Origin of the sequence: Streptomyces sp. NPDC013187, assembly GCF_042899705.1 — a bacterium.
GTDB lineage: Bacteria > Actinomycetota > Actinomycetes > Streptomycetales > Streptomycetaceae > Streptomyces > Streptomyces hawaiiensis_A.
Window position 1 is genome coordinate 518,357 of record NZ_JBIBAF010000003.1, and the last position, 20,901, is coordinate 539,257.

The 20,901-nt window shown below is 71.7% G+C and carries 18 protein-coding genes; 7 read left to right on the top strand and 11 right to left on the bottom strand.

Annotation, left to right across the window (positions count from 1 at the left end):
• Positions 1-17: 17 nt before the first annotated feature.
• Entirely contained in the window at positions 18-1,682 is a 1,665-nt protein-coding gene (locus tag ACFY5B_RS08215; protein WP_389966224.1) for a rhamnogalacturonan lyase B N-terminal domain-containing protein, read from the bottom strand.
• A 190-nt stretch (positions 1,683-1,872) separates the two neighbouring features.
• Here ACFY5B_RS08215 and ACFY5B_RS08220 point away from each other — a divergent pair, with 190 nt between their 5' ends.
• The 3 genes from ACFY5B_RS08220 (at position 1,873) to ACFY5B_RS08230 (ending at position 5,594) form a co-directional block, all read left to right on the top strand.
• Entirely contained in the window at positions 1,873-2,955 is a 1,083-nt protein-coding gene (locus ACFY5B_RS08220; protein WP_389966227.1) for a rhamnogalacturonan acetylesterase, read from the top strand.
• Positions 2,956-3,034: 79 nt separating this feature from the next.
• Complete coding sequence (locus ACFY5B_RS08225) at positions 3,035-4,717, top strand: DUF2264 domain-containing protein (RefSeq protein WP_389966230.1); 1,683 nt, start codon at positions 3,035-3,037, stop codon at positions 4,715-4,717.
• A gap of 76 nt (positions 4,718-4,793) precedes the next feature.
• Complete coding sequence (locus tag ACFY5B_RS08230) at positions 4,794-5,594, top strand: isocitrate lyase/phosphoenolpyruvate mutase family protein (RefSeq protein ID WP_389966233.1); 801 nt, start codon at positions 4,794-4,796, stop codon at positions 5,592-5,594.
• 145 nt (positions 5,595-5,739) lie between these two features.
• Here ACFY5B_RS08230 and ACFY5B_RS08235 read toward each other — a convergent pair whose 3' ends face one another.
• Together ACFY5B_RS08235 and ACFY5B_RS08240 are read right to left on the bottom strand one after the other, a co-directional pair.
• A complete protein-coding gene (locus ACFY5B_RS08235; RefSeq protein ID WP_389966236.1) occupies positions 5,740-6,417 on the bottom strand; it encodes a response regulator transcription factor in 678 nt (225 codons plus the stop codon).
• Positions 6,414-7,667, bottom strand: coding sequence for a sensor histidine kinase (locus ACFY5B_RS08240; RefSeq protein ID WP_389966239.1), 1,254 nt, complete (start codon positions 7,665-7,667; stop codon positions 6,414-6,416). Before ACFY5B_RS08240 ends, ACFY5B_RS08235 begins: the two co-directional genes overlap by 4 nt.
• Before the next feature lie 125 nt (positions 7,668-7,792).
• Between ACFY5B_RS08240 and ACFY5B_RS08245 the strand changes: the two genes are divergently transcribed.
• Genes ACFY5B_RS08245 through ACFY5B_RS08255 form a run of 3 tightly spaced genes read left to right on the top strand, consistent with a single transcriptional unit; the run spans position 7,793 to position 11,132 of the window.
• On the top strand, positions 7,793-8,740 hold the full coding sequence (locus tag ACFY5B_RS08245) for an ABC transporter ATP-binding protein (RefSeq protein ID WP_389966242.1): 948 nt from the start codon (positions 7,793-7,795) through the stop codon (positions 8,738-8,740).
• Entirely contained in the window at positions 8,737-10,299 is a 1,563-nt protein-coding gene (locus ACFY5B_RS08250; protein ID WP_389966245.1) for an ABC transporter permease subunit, read from the top strand. Before ACFY5B_RS08245 ends, ACFY5B_RS08250 begins: the two co-directional genes overlap by 4 nt.
• Positions 10,296-11,132, top strand: coding sequence for an ABC transporter permease subunit (locus ACFY5B_RS08255; RefSeq protein WP_389966248.1), 837 nt, complete (start codon positions 10,296-10,298; stop codon positions 11,130-11,132). Before ACFY5B_RS08250 ends, ACFY5B_RS08255 begins: the two co-directional genes overlap by 4 nt.
• A 56-nt stretch (positions 11,133-11,188) precedes the next feature.
• Here the strand turns inward: ACFY5B_RS08255 and ACFY5B_RS08260 are convergent, their stop codons facing one another.
• Together ACFY5B_RS08260 and ACFY5B_RS08265 are read right to left on the bottom strand one after the other, a co-directional pair.
• A complete protein-coding gene (locus ACFY5B_RS08260; protein ID WP_389966251.1) occupies positions 11,189-11,365 on the bottom strand; it encodes a hypothetical protein in 177 nt (58 codons plus the stop codon).
• On the bottom strand, positions 11,362-11,961 hold the full coding sequence (locus ACFY5B_RS08265; protein WP_389966254.1) for a TetR/AcrR family transcriptional regulator: 600 nt from the start codon (positions 11,959-11,961) through the stop codon (positions 11,362-11,364). The genes ACFY5B_RS08260 and ACFY5B_RS08265 overlap by 4 nt, the downstream gene beginning before the upstream one ends.
• Positions 11,962-12,126: 165 nt before the next feature.
• Between ACFY5B_RS08265 and ACFY5B_RS08270 the strand changes: the two genes are divergently transcribed.
• On the top strand, positions 12,127-13,416 hold the full coding sequence (locus tag ACFY5B_RS08270; RefSeq protein ID WP_389966257.1) for an MFS transporter: 1,290 nt from the start codon (positions 12,127-12,129) through the stop codon (positions 13,414-13,416).
• On the opposite strand, the gene ACFY5B_RS08275 is transcribed toward ACFY5B_RS08270, so the two are convergent.
• The 6 genes from ACFY5B_RS08275 to ACFY5B_RS08300 form a co-directional block, all read right to left on the bottom strand.
• Entirely contained in the window at positions 13,406-14,212 is an 807-nt protein-coding gene (locus tag ACFY5B_RS08275) for an ABC transporter permease (RefSeq protein WP_389966260.1), read from the bottom strand. The two genes, ACFY5B_RS08270 and ACFY5B_RS08275, sit on opposite strands and share 11 nt — an antisense overlap.
• A gap of 1 nt (position 14,213) precedes the next feature.
• Positions 14,214-15,017 (bottom strand): ABC-2 family transporter protein, encoded by an 804-nt coding sequence (locus tag ACFY5B_RS08280; protein WP_389966263.1) that lies wholly within the window; start codon positions 15,015-15,017, stop codon positions 14,214-14,216.
• A 1-nt stretch (position 15,018) separates the two neighbouring features.
• Positions 15,019-16,014 carry an ATP-binding cassette domain-containing protein gene (locus ACFY5B_RS08285; RefSeq protein ID WP_389966471.1) on the bottom strand — a complete coding sequence of 332 codons (996 nt, stop codon included), beginning with the start codon at positions 16,012-16,014 and terminating at the stop codon, positions 15,019-15,021.
• Between the two features lie 126 nt (positions 16,015-16,140).
• A complete protein-coding gene (locus ACFY5B_RS08290) occupies positions 16,141-19,014 on the bottom strand; it encodes a glycoside hydrolase family 2 TIM barrel-domain containing protein (RefSeq protein ID WP_389966266.1) in 2,874 nt (957 codons plus the stop codon).
• Positions 19,015-19,026: 12 nt separating this feature from the next.
• Positions 19,027-19,911 carry a carbohydrate ABC transporter permease gene (locus ACFY5B_RS08295; RefSeq protein WP_389966474.1) on the bottom strand — a complete coding sequence of 295 codons (885 nt, stop codon included), beginning with the start codon at positions 19,909-19,911 and terminating at the stop codon, positions 19,027-19,029.
• Between the two features lie 8 nt (positions 19,912-19,919).
• Positions 19,920-20,885, bottom strand: a complete 966-nt coding sequence (locus tag ACFY5B_RS08300) for a carbohydrate ABC transporter permease (RefSeq protein WP_389966269.1) — start codon at positions 20,883-20,885, stop codon at positions 19,920-19,922.
• Positions 20,886-20,901: the final 16 nt, after the last annotated feature.

Here is a 20,901-nt window from a genome sequence, read left to right on the forward strand (position 1 = left end):
GACGGCCCTGAGGGCGCTCAGGTCAGCAGGTCGATCGCATCGACGGCCGTCCCCGCGCTGAGAAACCCGCTCGCCCCCGACCCGCTCACCACGTCGATCCTGAGCACGTTGTACTGACTCGTGTCCGCCTTCCAGGCGGACGCCGGGACGCTGTACGTGAACGTGTGGTTGTTGCCCCGGTAGGAACCGTTGGTCAGCGACCGGGTGTCCGGCTGGGTGGGCGGGGCGGGGATCGCCGAGGTCCAGGTGTCGTTGACGGTGACCTGGGGCCGGCCGTTCGCGTACGCCGTCGTCACCCCGATGCGCAGGGTGTGCGCGGCGGCCGCCTGGGCCGCCGTCAGCTTGAAGTACACCAGGATCCCGCTGTTGACGTCCTTCCAGAGGTAGCAGGGGAAGGCCGCCGTCTCGCCGCTGCCGACGACCACGTTCCCCGTCCAGGAGGCGGCCCGTGCGTCGGACGGATGCGCGTACGTCATCAGGTCCGCGTTCTTGAACCCGGCCGGCGTGCCGTTCCAGTCACCGATCCGCCAGATCGCGCCCGCGTTCGACGGGTCGTTGGAGGCGGGGATCGCGATCGTGTTCAGGGTCGTCGTGCTACCCGCCGACACGCTCACCGACGTGGTGTACACCGCCAGTTCGCCCTTGTACACGGTCAGCGTGTACGTCCCCGGGAGCACACCGGAAAGGGAGAACCCGCCGTCCGAGGAACGCGCCGGACCCCAGTACTGCGCCGACGGGCCGGCGAGCCCGACGGTGTACGGGTACGCCGTGTTCCGCCCGGAGATCCCGACGCCCGCCACCTTGCCCCGGCCGCTCGCCGGCACGTACCCCGCGATGCCGAGCGAGTCGGCCCACGGTGTGGTCAGCGTGCCCGCGTACAGCGCCGAGGAGGGCGCCCCGCCGTCCGTGAAGGCGATGACGTACGGCCCCTGGAGGCCGTAGCGCTGCGCCTCGGTCTGGTTCTGGCCGTAGTGGAGGATCTCGTACAGGCCGCCGCCGTCCGCGCTCTGGTGGCGCAGCAGAGAGCGGTAGAAGGGGCCGCCGGCGGCCTTCTCGTGGTTGCTGCGCACCATCCACAGGCCGACGCCGCCCGCGGACCAGCCGATGTACTGGTAGTCCATGACACGCCGCCCCGAGTAGTGCTTGGAGCGGGTCTGGCCGTCGGATTTCCGGAAGACGTCCGAGGCCTCGATGGTGGTGGGCGCGTAGGTGTAGGAGTCGGGCTCGTCGTTGAGGAAGGCGCCCTTCCGTACGCGCACGATGTACCGGCTCGCGGTGACGGACGTGTCGGCCTTGTTCGTCCACAGGTAGACGTTGTTCTCGCCGCTGCGCGCCGCGTAGTAGTGCTTCAGCGTGCCGTGCGTGACGGAGATCAGGATCGTCGAACCGGACTGCTCGACGCTCACGGTGGAGGCGCCGAGGCCGGACTCGATGTGCGAGTTCATGCCGCCGTAGCCCTGGTACTCCGTGCCGCGGTAGACCAGGGAGGTCAGGTCCCCGGTGGACTTGCTCACCTTGAAGACCAGCTGGGCGCCGGTGTCGACGACGTAGTTCGCGCCGTCGTCGGTCCAGCCGAAACCGGCGGCGTGCGCCGTGCGGGTGAGGGCCGCGCCGACGGCACCGGCGCCGGCGGCGAGGACGACGGTGCGGCGGCCGACCGGTCTGTTCGTGGGTCCGGACATGGGGGGTGCCTCCTGAGAGGGGTGGGGGGATGCGGTGGGAGCGAGGGTGACAGTTGAATCGATTTCGCGAAAGGGCTTTCGCTCATCCTCGATCGGAGATGCGGTGAATGCTGCTCGGGGTCTAGAAAGCGCTTGTCCGGAGCGGTACGGTCCCCCTCCAGGTCATGTCGTGTGCCGGGAGGAGCCTGGAGTGAGACGTTTCAGCATCGCCGTCGCGGCGGTGGTAGCACTGGGGACCGCGTCGCCGTCCGTCCCCGCCCACGCGGACACGGGGAGCGGGAGCCGGGGCCTGGCGAACTGCGCCGCCGGCACCTGTCACTTCGACGTCCCGCCGGGCACGTACGACGTACGGGTCACACTCGGCGGGAAGGCGGCGTCCAGCACGAACGTCACCGGTGAGAGCCGCCGCTCCCTGCTCCCCGAGACGGTCGCACCGGCCGGACGACGCGTCACCCGCAGTTTCACGGTGAACGTCCGCACCCCCGAGGGCGAGCCCACCGGCCCCGAGGGAACCCCCGGCCTCGACCTGAGGATCGGCGGGACCGCCCCGGCCCTCGCCGGGATCGAGGTCAAGCGCGCCCGGCTCCCCCAGGCTCTCGGCTCCGCTCGAGCAGGGGGGACCCCCGTCCGCCAGATCTTCCTGGTCGGCGACTCCACCGTCTGCGACCAGCCCGGCGACCCGTACTCCGGCTGGGGCCAGCAACTGCCCCAGTACCTCCGCAAGGGCGTTTCCGTCGCCAACTACGCCGATTCCGGGGAGAGTACGGTCACGTATCTGGGGAACCCGCAGCTGTGGGCCACCGTACGGCCCCTGATCCGCCCCGGCGATCTGGTCCTGGTCCAGCTCGCCCACAACGACAAGACCACGGACGAGGCCACCTACCGGGCCAACCTGGACACCCTGGTGGCCGGCGTCCGGGAACAGGGCGGACAGCCGGTCCTTGTCACTCCCATCGTGCGGCGCTGGTTCAACCCCGACGGCACGCTGAACAACGGAACCGCGCTCCTGGTCAACGGCCTCGGTGTCGACCACCCGGCCGTCATCCGCGCGGTCGCCGCGGCGCGGGACGTCCCGCTGATCGACCTCACGGCGAAGACCAAGGCGCTGGTGGAGTCCCTCGGCGTGGAAGGCTCCAAGGCGCTGTACCTCACCAACGAGGCGCGGGACAACACGCACACCTCCGTGCGCGGTGCGACGGCCTACGCGGCCCTCGTCCGCGACGAACTCGTCACCCGGCATCTGGTGCCCAAGGGCACGGTGCGGGTGGGATGAACCCCTGGGGCGCCCCGACCGGAACCGGGGCGCTCCAGGTCCGATCCGTATCCACCGGCCCGAGCACGAAAGACATCCGATGCAGCTGCCTCCCGCCGACCGCACGACGTCCCCGTTCACCGGCTACACCCGCGCCCACTGGGAGGCGGCGGCCGACTCCCTGCTCGCCGCCGTCGAGCCGTACGCCAGCGAGGACCGCGCGCTCTACCACCTGCCCGGCGACCGGGCCGGCTGGACCGGGCACCTCTCCGACGGCCTGGAGGGCTACGCGCGCACCCTGCTGCTCGCCGCCTTCCGCCGCGACGAGAAGGCCCTGGAGCGCTACGCGACCGGCCTCGACGCCGGTGTCTCGGGCGTCTGGCCCCGCATCGAGGACCGCCACCAGTCCCTGGTGGAGGCGGCGTCCATCGCCCTGGCCCTGCGCCTCACCCGGGACCTGCTGTGGGACCGCCTGGACGACGGCGTGCGCCAGCGGACGGCCGCCTGGCTGGCCGACGCCCTCACGGCCGAGCCCTGGCCCTGCAACTGGGAGCTGTTCCCGGTCACCGTGGGCGGCTTCCTGGCCGAGGTCGGCCACGAGCCGGACGCCTCCCGCGCGGCGATCGACCGCGGTCTGGAACGCATCGAGCAGTGGTACGTCGGCGACGGCTGGTACACCGACGGTGACGGCCGCAAGTACGACTACTACAACGGCTGGGCGATGCACCTCTACCCGGTGCTGCACGCCTGGCTGGAGCGCGACGAGCGACTGCTGGAGCTGTACGGCGACCGCCTCCACCGGCACCTCGGCGACTACGCCCGTCTGTTCGGCGGCGACGGCGCCCCCATGCACCAGGGCCGCTCCCTGACGTACCGCTTCGCCACGACGGCGCCGCTGTGGCTCGGCGCGCTGACCGGCCGTACGCCGCTGCCCCCCGGCGAGACCCGGCGGCTGGCCTCAGGAGCGCTGAAGTACTTCCTGGACCGGGGCGCGGTGGACGACCGGGGCCTGCTCTCCCTCGGCTGGCACGGCTACGACGAGTCCGTCCTGCAGGGCTACTCGGGCCCGGCCTCGCCGTACTGGGCGAGCAAGGGCTTCGTCGGCCTGCTCCTGCCCCCCGACCACGAGGTCTGGACGGCACCGGAGGAACCCGCCCCCGCCGAACGCGCGGACTTCGTCACCCCCGTCGGCCCTCCCAACTGGCTGCTGCAGTCCACCCGTTCCGACGGTGTGGTCCGCCTCCACAACCACGGCAGCGAGGACGTCCGCTACGACCCGTACTACACGCGGCTCGCGTACTCCACCGTGACGACACCCGCGGACTCGTACGACAACAGCGTCCTCGTCGGCGGCGACCCGAGCCGCACGGGCATCGAACCGCTCGGCGTGGGCGAGGGCTGGGCGGCGTCCCGGCACACGGCGGGCGGGGGAGCGCGGGTGACGAGTGTGGTGCTGGTGCGCGGGGCGGCGGAGGTACGGGCGCACCTGGTCTCGGAGGCGGAGCCGGGGACGGAGGTCCGCGTGACCGGCTGGGCCGCACCGGACGGTACCCGGGCGGAACTGCTGCCCGCCGTCGGTCTCGACGCCGACCTGACCGGCGTCACCACCGGGGACACCACCCTGTTCGTCGCCCTGGCCCGGCTCACCGCCGAGGCGGAACCGGTCCCGCTGGCGGAAACGGTCGCGGTAACCGCTTCCGGGGAGGGGCGGCTGACGGTCCGCTGGAGGGGCGGGCCCGAGGTGGAGGTCCGGCTGGACGTGTCCGGCGTGCACGTCGGCTGAGGCCATCACCCTCCGGGTCGCCGTGGTCCGCCGTCCTTCGGTCCGCGCCGAAGCGAACCGGGCCTAGCGTGACGCCATGACCGCGAATCCGCAGCAGACACCGGCCGGCCGGGCCGCCGCCTTCGCCGCCCTGCACCGGGCCGCTGAGCCCCTGCTCCTGCCCAACGCCTGGGATCACGCATCCGCCCGGGCCCTCGCGGGGCAGGGCTTGGGGGCGGTCGGGACGACCAGCCTGGGCGTCGCCGCGGCGGCGGGTCTGCCCGACGGGGCGGCGGCGACCCGGGAGGAGACGCTGCGGCTGGCCGTGGCCCTGGGATCCGAGCCGTTTCTGCTGTCCGTCGACGCGGAGGGCGGATTCAGCGACGACCCCGACGAGGTGGCCGAGTTCGCGCGGGAGTTGTACGCCGTAGGAGCGGTCGGCATCAATCTGGAGGACGGTCTCGGGCCGACCGCCCGGCACGCGGCGAAGATCGCGGCGGTCAAGCGGACCGCTCCCGGCCTGTTCGTCAACGCCCGCACCGACACCCACTGGCTGGGCGACGGCGACGGCACCCTCGCGCGCCTCGACGCCTACCGGCAGGCGGGCGCGGACGGGGTGTTCGTGCCCGGCCTCACCGACCTGCGGGGGATCGAGACGCTGGTGCGCCACCTGGAGGTGCCCCTCAACGTCCTCTACTCGCCCGGAGGCCCGTCCGTCGCCCGCCTCGCCGACGTCGGCGTACGCCGGGTCAGCCTCGGCTCGCTGCTGTACCGGCGGGCCCTGGGCGCGGCACTGGAGGCCGCGGACGACATCCGAGCGGGCCGGCCACCGACGGGCACCACACCGCCGTACGGCGACGTGGCGGGGCTCGCCGCGCCGAGCCGCACGCCTGATTGACGCCGGCCACGAGGGGTTCTGTCCCTTGCGCCGGGCCATGCCGTGGGCGGTGAGGTGGTCGGCGGGCGCGTTCGCCGCCCTTGCCCACCGGACCCGCCGCATCAGCACGGTCTCCGTTCGCGTGCCGCCGGCCCCTGGCGGCTGCTCAGTCGGGTGGGACGGTTGGGTCGATGATCCGATACCCCACCCCGGGTGTGGTGACGATGACCGGGGGGTCGCCGAGTTTGCGGCGCAGACGGCTGATGGTCACCGTGACCGTGTTGGTGAACGGGTCGGCGTGTTCGTCCCAGACCTGTTCGAGGAGGTTCTCCGTGCTGAGGAAGGCGGGGCTCGCGTTCAGGAGGGCTTCGAGTACCGCGAATTCCTTGACGGAGAGGTCGAGTTGATGGCCGTCGCGGTCGGCGGTGCGGCGCATCGGGTCGAGTTCGATGCCGGCCGCACTCAGGGTGCGGGACCGGGCGGCGGGGCGGCGGCGTGCCAGGGCGCGGATGCGCAGGACGAGTTCGGGAAAGTGGAAGGGCTTGGCGAGGTAGTCGTCGGCGCCCAGGGTCAGGCCGCTGACGCGGTCCCCGGGTGAGTCGGCGGCGGTCAGCATGAGGACCATCACGCGGCCGTCTCCCTCGGTGATCATCTGGCAGAGGGTGTCGCCGTGGATGCCTGGCAGGTCGCGGTCGAGCACGACGACGTCGTACGCGTTGACGTCCAGCTTGGCCGCGGCGTCGAGCCCGTCGTGGGCCACGTCCACAGCCATGCCCTGGTCGCGCAGTCCCTCGGCGATGACTTCGGCGAGGGGGCGGGCGTCCTCGACCACCAGGACTCTCAACGCGCCACGCTCGTCTCCGTGTCGGGGGCTTCCGCCGTCGCCCTGCCGTCCGTACGGGGGAGGGTGATGGTGACGCGCAGGCCGCCGTCGGGGCGGGCACGCAGGTCCAGGGTGCCGTGGTGGGCCTGGGTGATGGCCGCGACGATGGAGAGGCCGAGGCCGCTGCCCTGGCCGGTGCCGGTCCGGTCGGCGCCGAGGCGGCGGAAGGGCTGCGCGAGGTCCGCCACCCGCCGCTGGTCGAGGACCGGTCCGCTGGACTCGATGACGAGGGACACTGCGCCTGCGTCGTCTCCTTCGGCCCGTACCGCGACACTGATCCAGCCCTCCGGGTCGTTGTGCGCGATCGCGTTGTCGACCACGTTGTCGACCGCGCGGCGCAGCAGCGTCCGGCTGCCCCGTACCCACGCGCAGTCGTCGATCCGGTTCTCACGCACGGTCAGGCCCTTGGCCGCAATGTCCTTTGCCCGTCCGGTCAGGGCGGTCAGCGCGAGTCGGCCGAGGGTGAGGCGCTCCGAGTCGGTGAACTCGCCGTGCTGACTGCGAGCCAGGACGAGGAAGCTCTCCAGCAACCGGTCCACCTGGTCGAGTTCGGCGCGCATCCGCGCGGCCAGCGTGGCCGTGGTCTCGGGTACCGGGCCCGGCTTGGCGAGGGCCACGTCCAGGGAGGCCCGCATCGTGGTGAGCGGGGTGCGCAGCTCGTGGGAGGCGTTGGCGACGAAGAGGCGCTGGGCGTCGAAGGAGCCCTCCAGGCGGCCGAGGAGGTCGTCGATGGTGTCGGCGAGGTCCTTCACCTCGTCGCCGGGGCCGCCGATGGCCAGGCGTTCGTGCAGGCTGTCGGCGGTGATCCGGCGGGTGGCCGCTGTCATCACGCGCAGCGGGCGCAGCACCCGGCCGGCGACGAACCAGCCGAGCCCCACCGAGATCACCGCCATGACGCCGAGGGCGATGGCGGAGCCGATCAGGATCTGCCGGGACTGGGTGTCGTGCGCCTGGGCCAGCTGATGCTCCAGCTCGTCGATGCGGCCCTGGGCGTGTGCCGCCGTGGCGGGCTGATCGGTGCCGCCATCGGGGGCGGTCCGGCTGGAGCGCGATCCGCCGGATGCCACCACGGCCGCGATGGCCAGCAGCGCCGTTCCCGACAGCAGGAACAGAGTCACGTACAAGGCGGTGAAGCGGGTGCGGGCAGTGCCACGGCGCAGGCCGAGCCGGGCGGCCAGGCCCGCGAGCCGTCGGGGCGGACCCCATTTCATCCGCATGCTCCCCTCTCGCCACCGCACCAGGACACGTACCAGGTCAGGCTAAGCCGAGGCGCCTAACAGCGAGATGACAGCGACCGTTCGGCCCCTGTAACTCGCTCCGTCACAGGGTGGGGCCCATGAGCGATGAGAGTACGAAGGCGACGATCGAGGTCATCGGTCTGCGTAAACGCTTCGGGCCACAACTGGCTCTGGACGGGATGACGTTCACCGTGCGGCCCGGACGGGTGACAGGCTTCGTCGGCCCGAACGGCGCGGGCAAGTCCACCACCATGCGCGTGATCCTGGGCCTTGACGCGGCTGAGGAGGGGAAGGCCCTGGTCGGCGGGGTGCCGTACCGCACCCTGCGTCGCCCGCTTCGGCATCTGGGGGCACTGCTCGACGCCTCCGCGCTGCAGCCGAGCCGCACCGCCCGTAACCACCTGCTGTGGCTGGCCCACTCACAGGGCGTGCCCGCCCGGCGGGTGGACGAGGTCATCGAACAGGCCGGCCTGGGCACGGCGGCCCGGCGCAAGGCCGGCGGCTTCTCGCTGGGCATGCGCCAGCGCCTGGGGATCGCGGCGGCGCTGCTCGGTGACCCGGCGGTGGTCATGCTGGACGAGCCGTTCAACGGCCTCGACCCCGACGGCATCGTGTGGATGCGCGGCTTCCTGGCGGAGCTGGCCCGGCAGGGCCGCGCCGTCCTGGTCTCCAGTCACCTGATGAGCGAACTCGAAGACACCGCGGACCATCTCGTGGTGATCGGCCGCGGCCGGGTCGTCGCGGACGCGGGCGTGTCCGAACTGCTCGCCGAGGCGTCCGGCGGCCGGGTCACCTTGCGTACCTCCGCGCCTGCGCGCGCCGCCCAGGTCCTGCACGGCGCGGGCGCCACCGTTGTCGCCACCGGCCCCGACACCCTCGGCGTCACGGGCCTGCCCGACGAGGAGACCGTGGCCCTGCTCGCCCGGAACGGGGTGCCGTTCTCCCAGGTGTCCGCGCACCGGGCGACGCTCGAAGAGGCGTACATGGAGCTCACCCGTGACGCGGTGGAGTACCGGGGCATCCCGGCAGGGGAGGCCACGCGATGACCGCCACCCTCACCCCTCACCCCCCGGCCGCGAGGCGCGCTGAGCGGGGCGGGTTCCTCAGGACGCTGCACGCCGAGTGGACGAAGTTCCGTACGGTACGCGGCTGGGTCCTCGCCATGGCGGCGGCGCTCCTGGTGACGATCGTGGTGGGTCTGCTCGGCACGGCCGCCCCCGCCCCCGGCGGTCGCGGCGCCGACTCCGCCTCGTACCCGAAGGGCCCCGGCGGCGAGGCCGTCAACGACAGCTTCCACTTCGTCCACAAGACGCTCACCGGCGACGGCACCCTCACCGTTCCCCTGCGGTCGCTGACCGGTGTGGCCGACACCGGGACCGGCAAGACGGCCCAGGGGGTCCAGCCCTGGGCGAAGGCCGGGATCATCGTGAAGGAAAGCCTCGCCCAGGGATCCCCGTACGCGGCGGTCATGGCCACCGGCGGCCACGGCGTACGCATGCAGTACGACTACACGCACGACACGGCGGGCCCTTCCGGCAAGGTCTCCCAGGAGTCCCCGCGCTGGCTGCGCCTGGTCCGCTCCGGTGACCGTCTCACCGGTGCCACCTCCACCGACGGCTCCCACTGGACCGAGGTCGGCCATGCGAAGCTGCCGGGGCTCGCGCGCACCGTGCGGGCCGGGCTCTTCGCCACGTCACCGCAGGCGAAGCAGGACACCGCGGCGGGCACGGGCTTCAGCCCCGCCGTGGCCACCGGCACCTTCGGCCGCCCCGCCCTCACCGGCCACTGGTCCCGGGGGGCGTGGCACGGCACACAGGTGGGCGGCGACGCGGGCACCTCCGGCAGCTACACGAACACTCTCAAGGGCGGCTTCACCCAGACCGCCGACGGCGGGTTCACCGTGACCGGGGCCGGTGACATCGCACCGGTCGTCGGCGGGCCCGTCATGGGCGTCGGCTTCTCCGTCGAGAACTTCCTCGTCGGCACCTTCGCCGGGCTGATCGTGGTGATCGCCGTGGGCGCGGTATTCATCACCGGCGAGTACCGGCGCGGTCTGCTGCGTACGACCATGGCGGCAACTCCCCTGCGGGGCCGGGTGCTCGGTGCCAAGGCGCTGGTGGCCGGAGGCGTCGCGTTCGCCATGGGCCTGGTGGCCGCCGCGATCACCATTCCCGTCGGGGAACGCAGTGCGCTCGGCAGGGGCTTCCATGTCTTCCCCGCCACGTCGGCGACCGAAGTGCGGGTCATGGCCGGCACCGGCCTGCTCTGCGCGGCCGCCGCCGTGCTCGCCCTAGGCGTCGGTGCCCTGCTGCGGCGCAGCGGCACGGCGGTCGCCCTGGTCATCGCGTCGATCGTGCTGCCCTTCCTGCTTGCCACCTCCGGCGTACTGCCCCCGGGTGTCTCGGAGTGGCTGCTGAGGGTGACCCCGGCTGCGGGCTTCGCCGTCCAGCAGACCCTGCCGCAGTACGCGCAGGTGCTCAGCGTGTACGAACCCTCGACCGGCTACTACCCGCTGGCGCCATGGGCCGGCCTCGCCGTGCTGTGCGGATACGCCGTGCTCGCCTTCGGTCTGGCCGTGGTGCGGCTGCGCGGGAGGGACGTATGAGTCTTCTGAGCGGTGCACGACTCACGAGCACGGCGGACGGCGCGTGGCGAGGGGACTTCGGCCGCGCCCTGCACGCGGAGTGGACGAAGCTGCGCACCGCAGGGGGAACGGGCGGGTTGCTCCTGCTCGCCGTCGCGCTGACCGTGGCCGTCGGCTGCGGCACCGCCAAGGCCGTGAAGTGCCCCGACTCAGGGTGCGGCCAGGACGCCGTCAGGCTCGCCCTGACCGGCGTCACCGTCGGTCAGGCGGTCATCGCCGTCTTCGCGGTGCTGGCCGTCAGCGGCGAGTACGGCACCGGGATGATCCGCACCACGCTCATGGCAGTGCCGAACCGGCTCACCGTCCTCACCGCCAAGGCGACGGTCCTCACCACGGTCGTCCTGGCCTCCGGGACGGCGGCCGTCCTGGCCTCCCTCCTCGCCGGCCGTCACATCCTGTCCGGCAACGGATTCACCGAGGCGCACGGCTTTGCCCCGCTGTCCCTGGCCGACGGCCCGACCCTGCGCGCGGCCGTGGGCTCGGTTCTCTACCTCGTCCTGATCGCCCTGATCGGCCTCGGCGTGGCGACGGCGGTACGGGAGGCGGCGAGCGCCATCGGGATCGTGCTCGGGCTGCTCTACCTGTTCCCGGTCGTCACCCAGGTGGTCAACGACCCGGAGTGGCAGCGCCACCTCCAGCAGATCTCGCCCATGACCGCCGGGCTCGCGGTCCAAGCCACCGTCCATCTGCACGAGCTGCCCATCGGTCCATGGGCCGGCCTGGGCGTGCTCGCCATGTGGGCCGCGGCCGCGCTGCTGGTCGGCGGCCTGCTGCTGCACAGGCGCGACACGTAGCCGAATCGAGCCGTGCGCGAGCACGGTGGCTTCGGGCCGCTCCCCGGCCCGGCGCCTCACCCGGTCGACGATCCAGCCGACCGGGAGCGACGCCGGGGGCCGGGCACCATGAACGCCAGGGCGACGAGGGCGAGGTGTGAGTCCATGTCCAGTCCGAAGGAGGCGCCGTGCCTGTCGGTGTACTGCCGGTCGATCTCCACGTCCGTGCGGTGCCGCAGCACGCCCTCGATCATCGCGGCGGCCTCGGAGGCCGCCCCTTCTCGCCCGGCCAGTTCTGGAGCAGTACGTGCAGGGCGTCGATCGCCCTGTCCCAGGAGACCTGCACGTCACGGGGCGCACCGAAGGCGCCGGTGGACTCCAGGGCGCAGTAGCCGTGGAAGGTGCTGCGCAGCAGGCGCACGGCGTCGGTGAGGTCGGGTTCCTCCAGGCCGTAGGCGCGGAGCATGCCGTAGGTGACGTCCGCCGTTCGCCGCATCGCGGGGGAGTCCGTGACGAGTTCCCGGTCGATGCGGATCTGGGTCGCCGCGTACCGGCCGGGGTGCTCCAGGGCGTAGGCCCGGTAGGCGGCGGCGAAGGCGGCGAGCGTGTCCCGGCCGCTCTCCCGTCCCTCGACCGCCTCCGCGATCCGGTCGATCATCTCGCCACCGGAGAGGAGGGCCATGCGGGTCCGCAGGTCCCTCAGACTCCGGACGTGGGTGTACAGACTCGCGTCCTTCACCCCGAACCGGCGGGCCAGCGCGGACAGGGTGACGCCCTCGAACCCGACCTCGTCGGCGAGCTCGACCGCGGCCGCGACGAGGCGCTCGGGGGTGAGACCGGCTCTGGGCATGGGGTCGGGGTCACCTCTCGAAGAGCGCCATGCCGAGGGCGAGACCCCTCGGACGCACCACGTGATCGTAGCCGCCCAGGTGAAACGCGTTCGCGGCATCTCCCGGTCACCCGCGCCGCCATAGGGTTGCCGGGGGTTCCGGCTCGGGACGTGGGGGAGGCGGGCATGACGCACGGGGCAGCGCGGCGCGAGGACGGACCCGGCGGCTCGGCGGAGACCGTCGACGACGGCTTACGCGGAACGCGCCCGTTGTGGCGGCAGCGCGACTTCGGGATCTTCTGGGCCGCCCAGACCCTCTCCGTGCTCGGCGACTCCTTCGCGCTGATCGCCCTGCCCCTGCTGGTCCTGGACGCCACCGGATCCCTCGCGCGGATGGGCCTGCTGACGGCGGTGGGAGGGGCCGCGGCGGTCGTGGCGGCGGTGTTCGCCGGGGCGGTCGTGGACCGCGTGGACCGGCGCCGCCTGCTCATCGCCTGCGACCTGCTGCGCATGGGCCTGTACGGGGCCGTCCCGCTGGTGTGGCTGTTCGGCCCGCAGATCTGGCTGCTGTACGTGGTGCTGCCGCTGTGCGAGGCCGTCGGCATGCTGTTCGCGGTCGGCTACGTCACGGTCGTGCGCGGCCTGGTCGGCACCGAGCGGCTCACCGAGGCCAACGGACGGCTCAACGCCACCGCCGCCGCTGCGGGTGTCCTCGGGCCGCTGTGCGCGGGGCTGGTCGCCGCGTGGTCCGGCCCGGCCGCGGCCGTCGGCGTGGACGCGGCCAGTTTCGGGGTGTCGGCGACGTGCCTGTGGTTCGTACGGTTCCGCCGACGCGCCCCGGACGAACAGCCGGGCGAGCGCACCGGACTGTGGCGGGACCTGCGCACCGGCGTCACCTTCCTCCACGGCCACCCCGTGCTGCGCTCGCTCACCGTCCTGCTGTTCGTCTTCAGCTTCCTCACCCTCGGCATCCACGACCTGGTCATCTATCACCTCAAGCACGACCTCGGGCACGACGACGGCACCGTCGGCACCGTCATGGCGGCCGGCGCACTGGGCACCGTCACCGGCGCCCTGCTCGTGGCCAGGATCCGCCGCCGCCTCGGCTTCGGGCCGACGTGGACCGGCTCGGTCGCGGGCTGCGGGCTCGCCTTCGCCGGTCTCGGCTGGGCCCGTGACGTGCCGGTCGTCGCGGCCCTGAGCGCCGCCTTCCTCGCCTGCGCCGCCGTGGGAGGCACCTGCTCGTTGTCACTCCGTCAGGAAGTCACCCCGGAGCACCTCCTGGGCCGGGTGACCTCCGCGTTCTGGACGCTGCACTACGCGGCGGCACCGATCGGTGCCGCCGTGCTGACCTGGGCCGCGGAGGAACAGGGCACGACCCCGGTCGCCCTGGCCGCCGGAGCGGCCTGTGTCCTGCTGGCCGTGGCGGCCCTGTTCACCCCGGTCCGCGGCGCTGGCCGGACCGTCAGCCGTTGATGCCGCTGTAGTGCCGCAGACTCCACCGCCACACCAGCCGCGCCGCCAGATACGCCAGCAGCCCGAGCAGCGGTGAGGCCGCCGCGAGCCAGTAGGGGACTCCGGTCGTGTGGCCGTGGCCCGTCAGGACCGCCGCCGGGAAGTAGGCGACGAAGGCGAGCGGGAGGCCGAAGGTGAGGAATCCCCCCACCGCCCTGGGCAGGACGTTCAGCGGGTAACTGCCGAAGGTGCCGAGGAGTTCCTCCAGCCAGCGGCCCCACATGTCGGCGGCCGGGAAACGCAGGGACGCACTGGCCACGACCGTGAACAGGGCGGCCTCCAGCAGCATGCCGCCGAGCACGGCCGCGACCAGGTACGTGACGCGGCCGGTCGTCCAGTCCAGGTCGCTGCGGGAGAGCGCGCCCGCCATCAGGCCCGCCGCCACCGTGAGGTCCCCGATGGCGTTGGTCGGGAAGAACGCCAGCTGGATCTGGCGGTGGACCGGCATGGGGCGCATCAGGTAGATGTCGATCCGGCCCTCCTGGACCTGCCGGCCGGCCCAGTGCATGCGGCCCAGGAACAGCACGAACAGCCCGTGCGCCAGCATCCGCGTCGCCGGGATGAGCAGGACGTCGGAGCTGTCCCAGCCGCCCATCCCGGCGAACCGGGACAGCAGCACCGTCGCGAACACGATCACCGACACCTGCCAGATCGCGCCGATCGCGATCATCAGCAGGAACTCGGTGCGGTACTCCAGCTGCGCGCGGAAGTTGAGCGCCGTCACGCGCCACACGATCCGCAGAGCCTTGAGCGACATCTCAGCCTCCCTGCGAGATCACGCGCCGGGCGGCCCGCCGCCACAGCAACCGGGTGAACAACGCCAGCGCCACGACCCACGCGGCCTGCACGGAGAGCTGGAACGCCGCGTCCGACAGCGGAATGCGCCCCACATACAGCGACAGCGGCACGCTCAGCGTGGCCTGGAAGGGCAGGAAGGCGCTCATCGTCACGAACCAGTCCGGGAAGAACCACAGCGGCGCGTACACCCCGGACAGCAGGTTCTGCGCGAACAGCAGGATCAGCATGGCCGCGGTGTTGCGGACCGTCCAGAAGCACAACTGGTCCAGCACCAGCATCACGTAGTACAGGACCCACTGGCCCAGCAGCATGCTGAGCAGGAACACCCCCGCCGCGGCGGGCGACGCGGGCGGCTCGACGACGCCCGCGGCCAGGCAGATCACGTACCCCGTCAACGCCCACGCCAGGCCGTACAGTTGCTCGCCGGCGGCGCGCAGGGCGTAGTAGCGCTGCGGCGGCAGCGGGCGCAGGTACCAGTAGACGATGGTGCCGAAGTGCATGTGCTGCAGGACCGTGTCCCGGCCCGCGTACTGGTCCAGCTCCCGCAGCCGGGACGCCAGTACGGCCAGCACGGCGTACGTGACCGCCTGGTCGCGGCTGAGTCCCGCGGTCGTGCCGGACTGCGCGTACAGGCCCCTCCACAGCGACCAGACCAGCACCACCTGCACGGCCAGCCGGAGGGCGACGGCGGTCATCCGGGGCGGTGCGTTCAGCTCGCCGAGCGGGGTGACCCGGGCGGCGCGCCAGGCGCTGAGCACGGCCACGTCAGACCTCCCCGGCGTGCGCGTACGCGGCCCGCATCACGTCCTCGAGGTCCGCCTCGTCCAGCGCGATGTCCGTCACCTCGAACCGCTCGATCACCGCTTTCAGCGCCTGCTGGACGGTGAGGGTGCCCGGCCCGTCGGGGCCGAGGACGATCTGCGCGCCGGTGTGCCGCAGCAGCGTGGTGCCCGGCGGCGGCACGACCTCGGCGTCCGGCGAGGCCAGCGTGGCCCGCACCTGCCACGTCGAGCCGAACTTCCGGCGGATCTCGTCGAGCGAGCCGTCCAGCATCAGCCGGCCGTGGTTGACCAGCACCACCCGCTCGGCGAGCCGCTCGACCTCCGTCATGTCGTGCGTGGTCAGCAGCACCGTACGGCCGCGCTGTTCCACCTGGTGCCGCAGGAACTCCCGCACCTGCTCCTTCACCACCACGTCCATGCCGATGGTCGGCTCGTCGAGGAACACCACCGGCGGGTCGTGGAGCAGGGCGGCGGCCAGATCGCTGCGCACCCGCTGGCCGAGCGAGAGATGACGGACCCGGGTGTCCCAGAACGACGACAGCTCCAGGATCTCGTCGAACTCCGCCAGCCGCGCGGCGTGTTCGGCCTTGGGCACCTCGTAGATGTCCCGCAGGATCGCGAACGACTCGCGCACCGGCAGGTCCCACCACAACTGGGTGCGCTGCCCGAACACCGCCCCCACGTTGCGGGCGTTGCGCTCCCGCTCCCGGTACGGCACCACGCCCGCGACCCGGGCCTCGCCGGACGTGGGCGTGAGGATGCCGGTGAGGATCTTGATGGTGGTGGACTTGCCGGCACCGTTCGGCCCGAGCAGGGCGAGGAGTTCACCGGCGGCCACGTCGAAGGTGATGTCGGAGACGGCGTGCTTGGCCACCCGCTCGGGGTTGACCAGGGAACGGACGGCGCCCGCGAACCCGGGGCGGCGGACGGTGGTGTGGAAGGTACGGGACAGTCCTCGGACCTCGATGGCGACACTCAACTGACCCACCAACTCCCTTGTGGTGAACACAGCGGCGGCCGGTCGGCACAAGGGCCGACCGGCCGCGGATGACACCCCCGACACTCTCGGAATGTCGATCAATCGGTCAATCGATTAATCAGTTTCTTACCTGGCGGTCGAGAACACGAACGAGAACTCCACAGGCTCCGCCTTCAGGAAGTACTGCGGCAGCGGACCCGGACCGCAGGACTGCGAGCCGATGCCGTGCAGCCCGTGGTCGAGGTTGACCCACACCGTGTCCCCGGCCGTGAGGTCGGTGCGGTGCCGCGCGGCATCGAGCTGCTCGGTCGTCCAGCGCCGCGCGGTGAACCAGAACTCCGGGTCCCCCTCGATCCTCAGACCGCCGAGCTCCACCCAGCGCACATCGGCCCGGGCGCCGTTCTCCTGCGGACGGACGTACGGCGTCTGCAGCCCGTCCACCGTGGACTGCCAGCGGCCCACCATGGACGCCGTCCTGGTGTCCGGGTAGGCCTCGCCGGGACCGCCGCCGAACCACTCCACCCGGTCCGCCTGCGGCAGTCCGAAGCGCACGCCGAGCCGGGGCAGCGGCACCGTCCAGTCGCCCTCCGGCGTCACGGACACGCTCAGCCGCAGCCGCTCGCCGTCGGACGTCCAGCGGTACACCGTGTCCAGACCCACCTCGCGGGCGGCGGGCGCCACCCGGGTCCGCACCGTCAGCGCGTCGTCGCCCGCCTCGACCGAGACCAGGCGGTGCCGCATCCGGTGCAGGCCGAGCGTGCGCCACAGCATCCCGTAGCGGGTGTCGGTCTGCCACTCGGCGCCGTCGTCGTTGTCGGTCGTCGCCCGCCACACGTCCAGCCGCGGTGCCGCGCCGACCTCCACGCCGCCGATCGACAGCAGCGCACCGGTACGGGCGTCGAACCCGGCCGGACCGAGCGTGATCCGGTCGCCGTCCCGCACGGGCCGGTCGGTCGCGGGGAAGGACGGCAGCGGCCTCGCCCCCACCGCGAACTGGCCCCAGGCCACCACGTGCCCCTTCGCGGCCCAGGACGTGTCGTCCGCGAGCAGGGCCCGCACCGTCCACTGCCGCTCGCCGCCCCGGCCGTCCGCGGGCGGCTCCGGCAGCTTGACCTCGGCGCTCTCGCCCGGCGCGAGCGCCGGCACCGCGAGCGAACCCGACTCGACCGTCTCACCGTCCACCTGGCACGACCACTCGAAGGCCAGCGCGGACAGGTCGGCGAAGTCGTGCTTGTTGGTGACCCGCACGGTGCCGTTGGTGCCGTCGCCCTCGATCAGGACCGGCTCGATGACCTTCTTGTACTCGATCAGGCCCGGCGACGGCGTCCGGTCCGGGAAGACCAGCCCGTCGCACACGAAGTTGCCGTCGTGCAGCTCCTCGCCGAAGTCACCGCCGTAGGCGTAGCCCAGCTCGGCGTGCTCGACGCCGTGATCGATCCACTCCCAGATGAATCCGCCCTGAAGCCGCTCGTGCTTCTCGAACAGCTCCTGGTAGTCGGCCAGGCCGCCGGGGCCGTTGCCCATGGCGTGGCCGTACTCGCACTGGATGAACGGCAGTTCGCGGCGCTTGTGCGTACCGCCGTCGAGCCGCTGCCCGATCTTGGCGACCTCCTCGTGGGAGGCGTACATCCGCGAGTAGACGTCTGTGTCGCGGCAGTTCCAGTCGCCCTCGTAGTGCACCAGCCGCTCGGGGTCGCGGCCGTGGATCCACTCGGCCATGGCGGTGAGCCCGCGGCCGGTGCCGGCCTCGTTGCCCAGCGACCAGAACACGATGGACGGGTGGTTCTTGTCCCGCTCGACCATGCGCGCGGCGCGGTCCAGCAGGGCCGGGGTCCAGCGCTCGTCGTCGACCGGGTTGTCCCGCCAGTCCTGCTCGACGAAACCGTGGGTCTCCAGGTCGCACTCGTCGATGACCCACAGGCCGTACTCGTCGCACAGGTCCAGGAAGGCCGGGTGCGGCGGGTAGTGCGAGGTGCGCACGGCGTTGAGGTTGTGCCGCTTCATCAGCAGCACGTCCTCGCGCATGGTCTCCAGGTCGAGCGCGCGACCCTGCCGGGGGTGCCACTCGTGCCGGTTGACGCCCCGGAACAGGATCGCCCTGCCGTTGACCTTGACGAGCCCGTCCTCGAGGACGACGGTACGGAAACCGATCCGCAGCGGCACCCGCTCACCCTCGGTGGCCAGCACACCGTCGTACAGCCGCGGGGTCTCGGCGGTCCACGGCTCGACGGCGACCGTGATCGACTCGCCGGTCGCGACATCGATGTCCAGGGCCGGGACGGTCACCCGCCCGTCGACCTCGGAGTCGACGCGCAGGGTGCCCTCGCCGGTGGTGTGGTCGTAGGAGGCGTGCACGAAGAAGTCGCCCGCGCTGCCCGCCGGGCGGTGCAGCAGCGTCACGTCACGGAAGATGCCCGGCAGCCACCACTGGTCCTGGTCCTCCAGGTACGACCCCGCCGACCACTGGTGCACGCGCACGGCGAGCACGTTGCGTCCGGGCTTCAGCAGCTCACCGACCGTGAACTCGTGCGCCAGCCGGGAGCCCTTGAACTCGCCGAGCTCCGTGCCGTTCAGCCAGACGCGGGCGCACGACTCGACACCGTCGAAGCGCAGCACCGCCCCGCCGTCCGACGGCCAGTCGGACGGCAGGTCGAAGACGCGCAGATGGTCACCGGTCGGGTTCTCCGTCGGGACGTACGGCGGGTCCACCGGGAAGGGGTAGAGGTGATTGGTGTAGATCGGGGAGCCGAACGCCCCGTCGCCCTGGAGAACCCAGTGCCCGGGGACCGTGACCTCGGCCCAGTTCCCGGCGTCGTAGCCCTCCTCGGCGAACGAGTCGTCCTCGGCGTCGGCGGTGGCCGACACCCGCAGGCGCCAGCTGCCGTTCAGCGACAGGGACCGCGCGTCGGAGGACGCGTACCAGGCGCGGGGCGGCAGGGCCCCGCTGCCCGGGGAGACGTCTTCGACGTAATCGACGGATGGGGTCGTGCGGTAAGACATCGGTCTCCTAGCTCAGCCCTTGATGCCGGTCTGTGCGATCCCCTGCACCAGCCAGCGCTGGAGGAAGAGGAAGACGAAGACCAGGGGGAGGATGGATACGGCCGTGGCCATGAAGATCAGGTGGAAGACGACGGTCTGGTTGGTCATGTAACTGGACAGCGCGACCTGCACCGTCCAGGAACCGGGGTCCTGGCCGATGACCAGAGGCCACAGGAAGGCGTTCCAGCCGTTGATGAAGGTGATGGTCGCCATCGCCGCGAAGAAGTTCAGCGAGTTCGGCACTACGACGCGCCAGTATGCGCCCCAGTAGCCCAGCCCGTCCATGCGTGCCGCCTCCTCCAGCTCCTTGGGGAACCCCAGGAAGTACTGCCGGAACAGGAAGCAGGTGAAACCACTGAACAGCCCGGGAATGATCAGACCCCGGTAGGTGTCGACCCAGCCGAGCGAGGAGACCAGCACGAAGCTCGGGACGAAGGTGACCGCGGTCGGGACCATCAGGGTCCCCAGGACGGCGTAGAACACCTTGTTGGCGTGCTTGTAGGGGATGCGGGCCAGACCGTAGCCGGCGAGGGAGCACACCAGCAGGACGCCGACGGTGTGCAGGGTGGCCACGACCGCCGAGTTCCACAGGGACTGGGCGAAGGGGACCGTCTCGTCGGTGAAGAGCTCCTTGATGTTGCCCCACTGGATGTCCGTGGGGAAGAACTTCCAGTTCTCTCCGGTGATCTCGGCGTCGGTGGAGAGGGCGTTGCGCACCAGGATGTAGAACGGGATCAGGAACAGGAACGCGGCGACGCCCGTGGCGACGTAGAGGCCGGTGGAGCTCATCACGCCGCCACCGCGCCTGACCCGGCTGGGCGCGTCCGGCGCGGGGGCGGACTTGCGCACCTTGGTCATGGTGGTGGTCACTTGGACTCGTCACCCCTTCCGAAGCCCATGATCTTGCCCTGGAGCAGGGTCACGGCACAGATCAGCACGGTCAGGATGAGTGCCCCCGCGCTGCCGGCGCCGTAGTCCTGGCTCTCGCCCAGGGCCTTGTAGTACAGCTCGACGAGGGGCGGGCGTCCCCAGGTGGTCTTGGACAGCAGGTTGAAGAACTCGTCGAAGGCCTGGTAGGCGGCGATCAGCAGCAGCAGGATCACCGCGGTGGACGTGGCGCGCAGCTGGGGCAGCGTGATGTACCGGAAGGTCTGCCAGCCCGACTTGGCGCCGTCGATGGCGGCGGCCTCGTACAGCTCGTCCGGGATGTTCTGCAGCGCCGCGATGAACAGGATCATGTAGAAGCCGGACTGCAGCCACAGCCGGGCCGTCACGATGACCAGCCAGTACCAGGGCGGGTTGGGGTCGATCAGCCAGGCGATGTTCTCGATCCCGAACCAGCCCAGGACCGTGTTCATCAGACCGAAGCGGACTCCGCTGAAGATGGACATCTTCCAGATGAGCGCCGCGGCGACATAGCTGACCGCGGTCGGCAGGAAGAAGACCGAGCGGAAGAACGCCCGCATGAATCGCAGCCGGTTCACCAGCAGGGCCAGGCCCAGCGACAGCGCCCAGGTGGTGGGCACGATGAACGCGGCGAAGACGGTGAAGGTGCCGAGCGAGCCGACGAAGTCGTCGTTCGTCAGCATGTACACGTAGTTGTCGAAGCCGACGAACTTGTCCGGCGTGACGGTGAAGCGGGCCTCGAAGAAGCTCAGCCAGAGGCTCCAGAGGATCGGCGCGTAGACGAAGATCGCCAGGCCGATCAGGAACGGCCCGGTGAAGAGCCAGAAGGCGTAGGTGGGGCTGCCCCGCAGGCCCCGCCGCGGCTTGGCCGGTGAGGCCTTCGCCGGGGCGGAGCCCGCGAGGTCGAGCTTGGTGGTCGTCGACATGTCGTGGTCCGTCCCG

What these genes read in the sequence shown, in the direction of transcription:
- ACFY5B_RS08215 (WP_389966224.1), bottom strand. Translation starts at nt 1,682, where the DNA reads ATGTCCGGACCCACGAACAGACCGGTCGGCCGCCGCACCGTCGTCCTC.
- ACFY5B_RS08225 (WP_389966230.1), top strand. Translation starts at nt 3,035, where the DNA reads ATGCAGCTGCCTCCCGCCGACCGCACGACGTCCCCGTTCACCGGCTAC.
- ACFY5B_RS08230 (WP_389966233.1), top strand. Translation starts at nt 4,794, where the DNA reads ATGACCGCGAATCCGCAGCAGACACCGGCCGGCCGGGCCGCCGCCTTC.
- ACFY5B_RS08240 (WP_389966239.1), bottom strand. Translation starts at nt 7,667, where the DNA reads ATGAAATGGGGTCCGCCCCGACGGCTCGCGGGCCTGGCCGCCCGGCTC.
- ACFY5B_RS08245 (WP_389966242.1), top strand. Translation starts at nt 7,793, where the DNA reads ATGAGCGATGAGAGTACGAAGGCGACGATCGAGGTCATCGGTCTGCGT.
- ACFY5B_RS08250 (WP_389966245.1), top strand. Translation starts at nt 8,737, where the DNA reads ATGACCGCCACCCTCACCCCTCACCCCCCGGCCGCGAGGCGCGCTGAG.
- ACFY5B_RS08255 (WP_389966248.1), top strand. Translation starts at nt 10,296, where the DNA reads ATGAGTCTTCTGAGCGGTGCACGACTCACGAGCACGGCGGACGGCGCG.
- ACFY5B_RS08260 (WP_389966251.1), bottom strand. Translation starts at nt 11,365, where the DNA reads ATGATCGAGGGCGTGCTGCGGCACCGCACGGACGTGGAGATCGACCGG.
- ACFY5B_RS08265 (WP_389966254.1), bottom strand. Translation starts at nt 11,961, where the DNA reads ATGCCCAGAGCCGGTCTCACCCCCGAGCGCCTCGTCGCGGCCGCGGTC.
- ACFY5B_RS08270 (WP_389966257.1), top strand. Translation starts at nt 12,127, where the DNA reads ATGACGCACGGGGCAGCGCGGCGCGAGGACGGACCCGGCGGCTCGGCG.
- ACFY5B_RS08275 (WP_389966260.1), bottom strand. Translation starts at nt 14,212, where the DNA reads ATGTCGCTCAAGGCTCTGCGGATCGTGTGGCGCGTGACGGCGCTCAAC.
- ACFY5B_RS08290 (WP_389966266.1), bottom strand. Translation starts at nt 19,014, where the DNA reads ATGTCTTACCGCACGACCCCATCCGTCGATTACGTCGAAGACGTCTCC.
- ACFY5B_RS08295 (WP_389966474.1), bottom strand. Translation starts at nt 19,911, where the DNA reads ATGACCAAGGTGCGCAAGTCCGCCCCCGCGCCGGACGCGCCCAGCCGG.
- ACFY5B_RS08300 (WP_389966269.1), bottom strand. Translation starts at nt 20,885, where the DNA reads ATGTCGACGACCACCAAGCTCGACCTCGCGGGCTCCGCCCCGGCGAAG.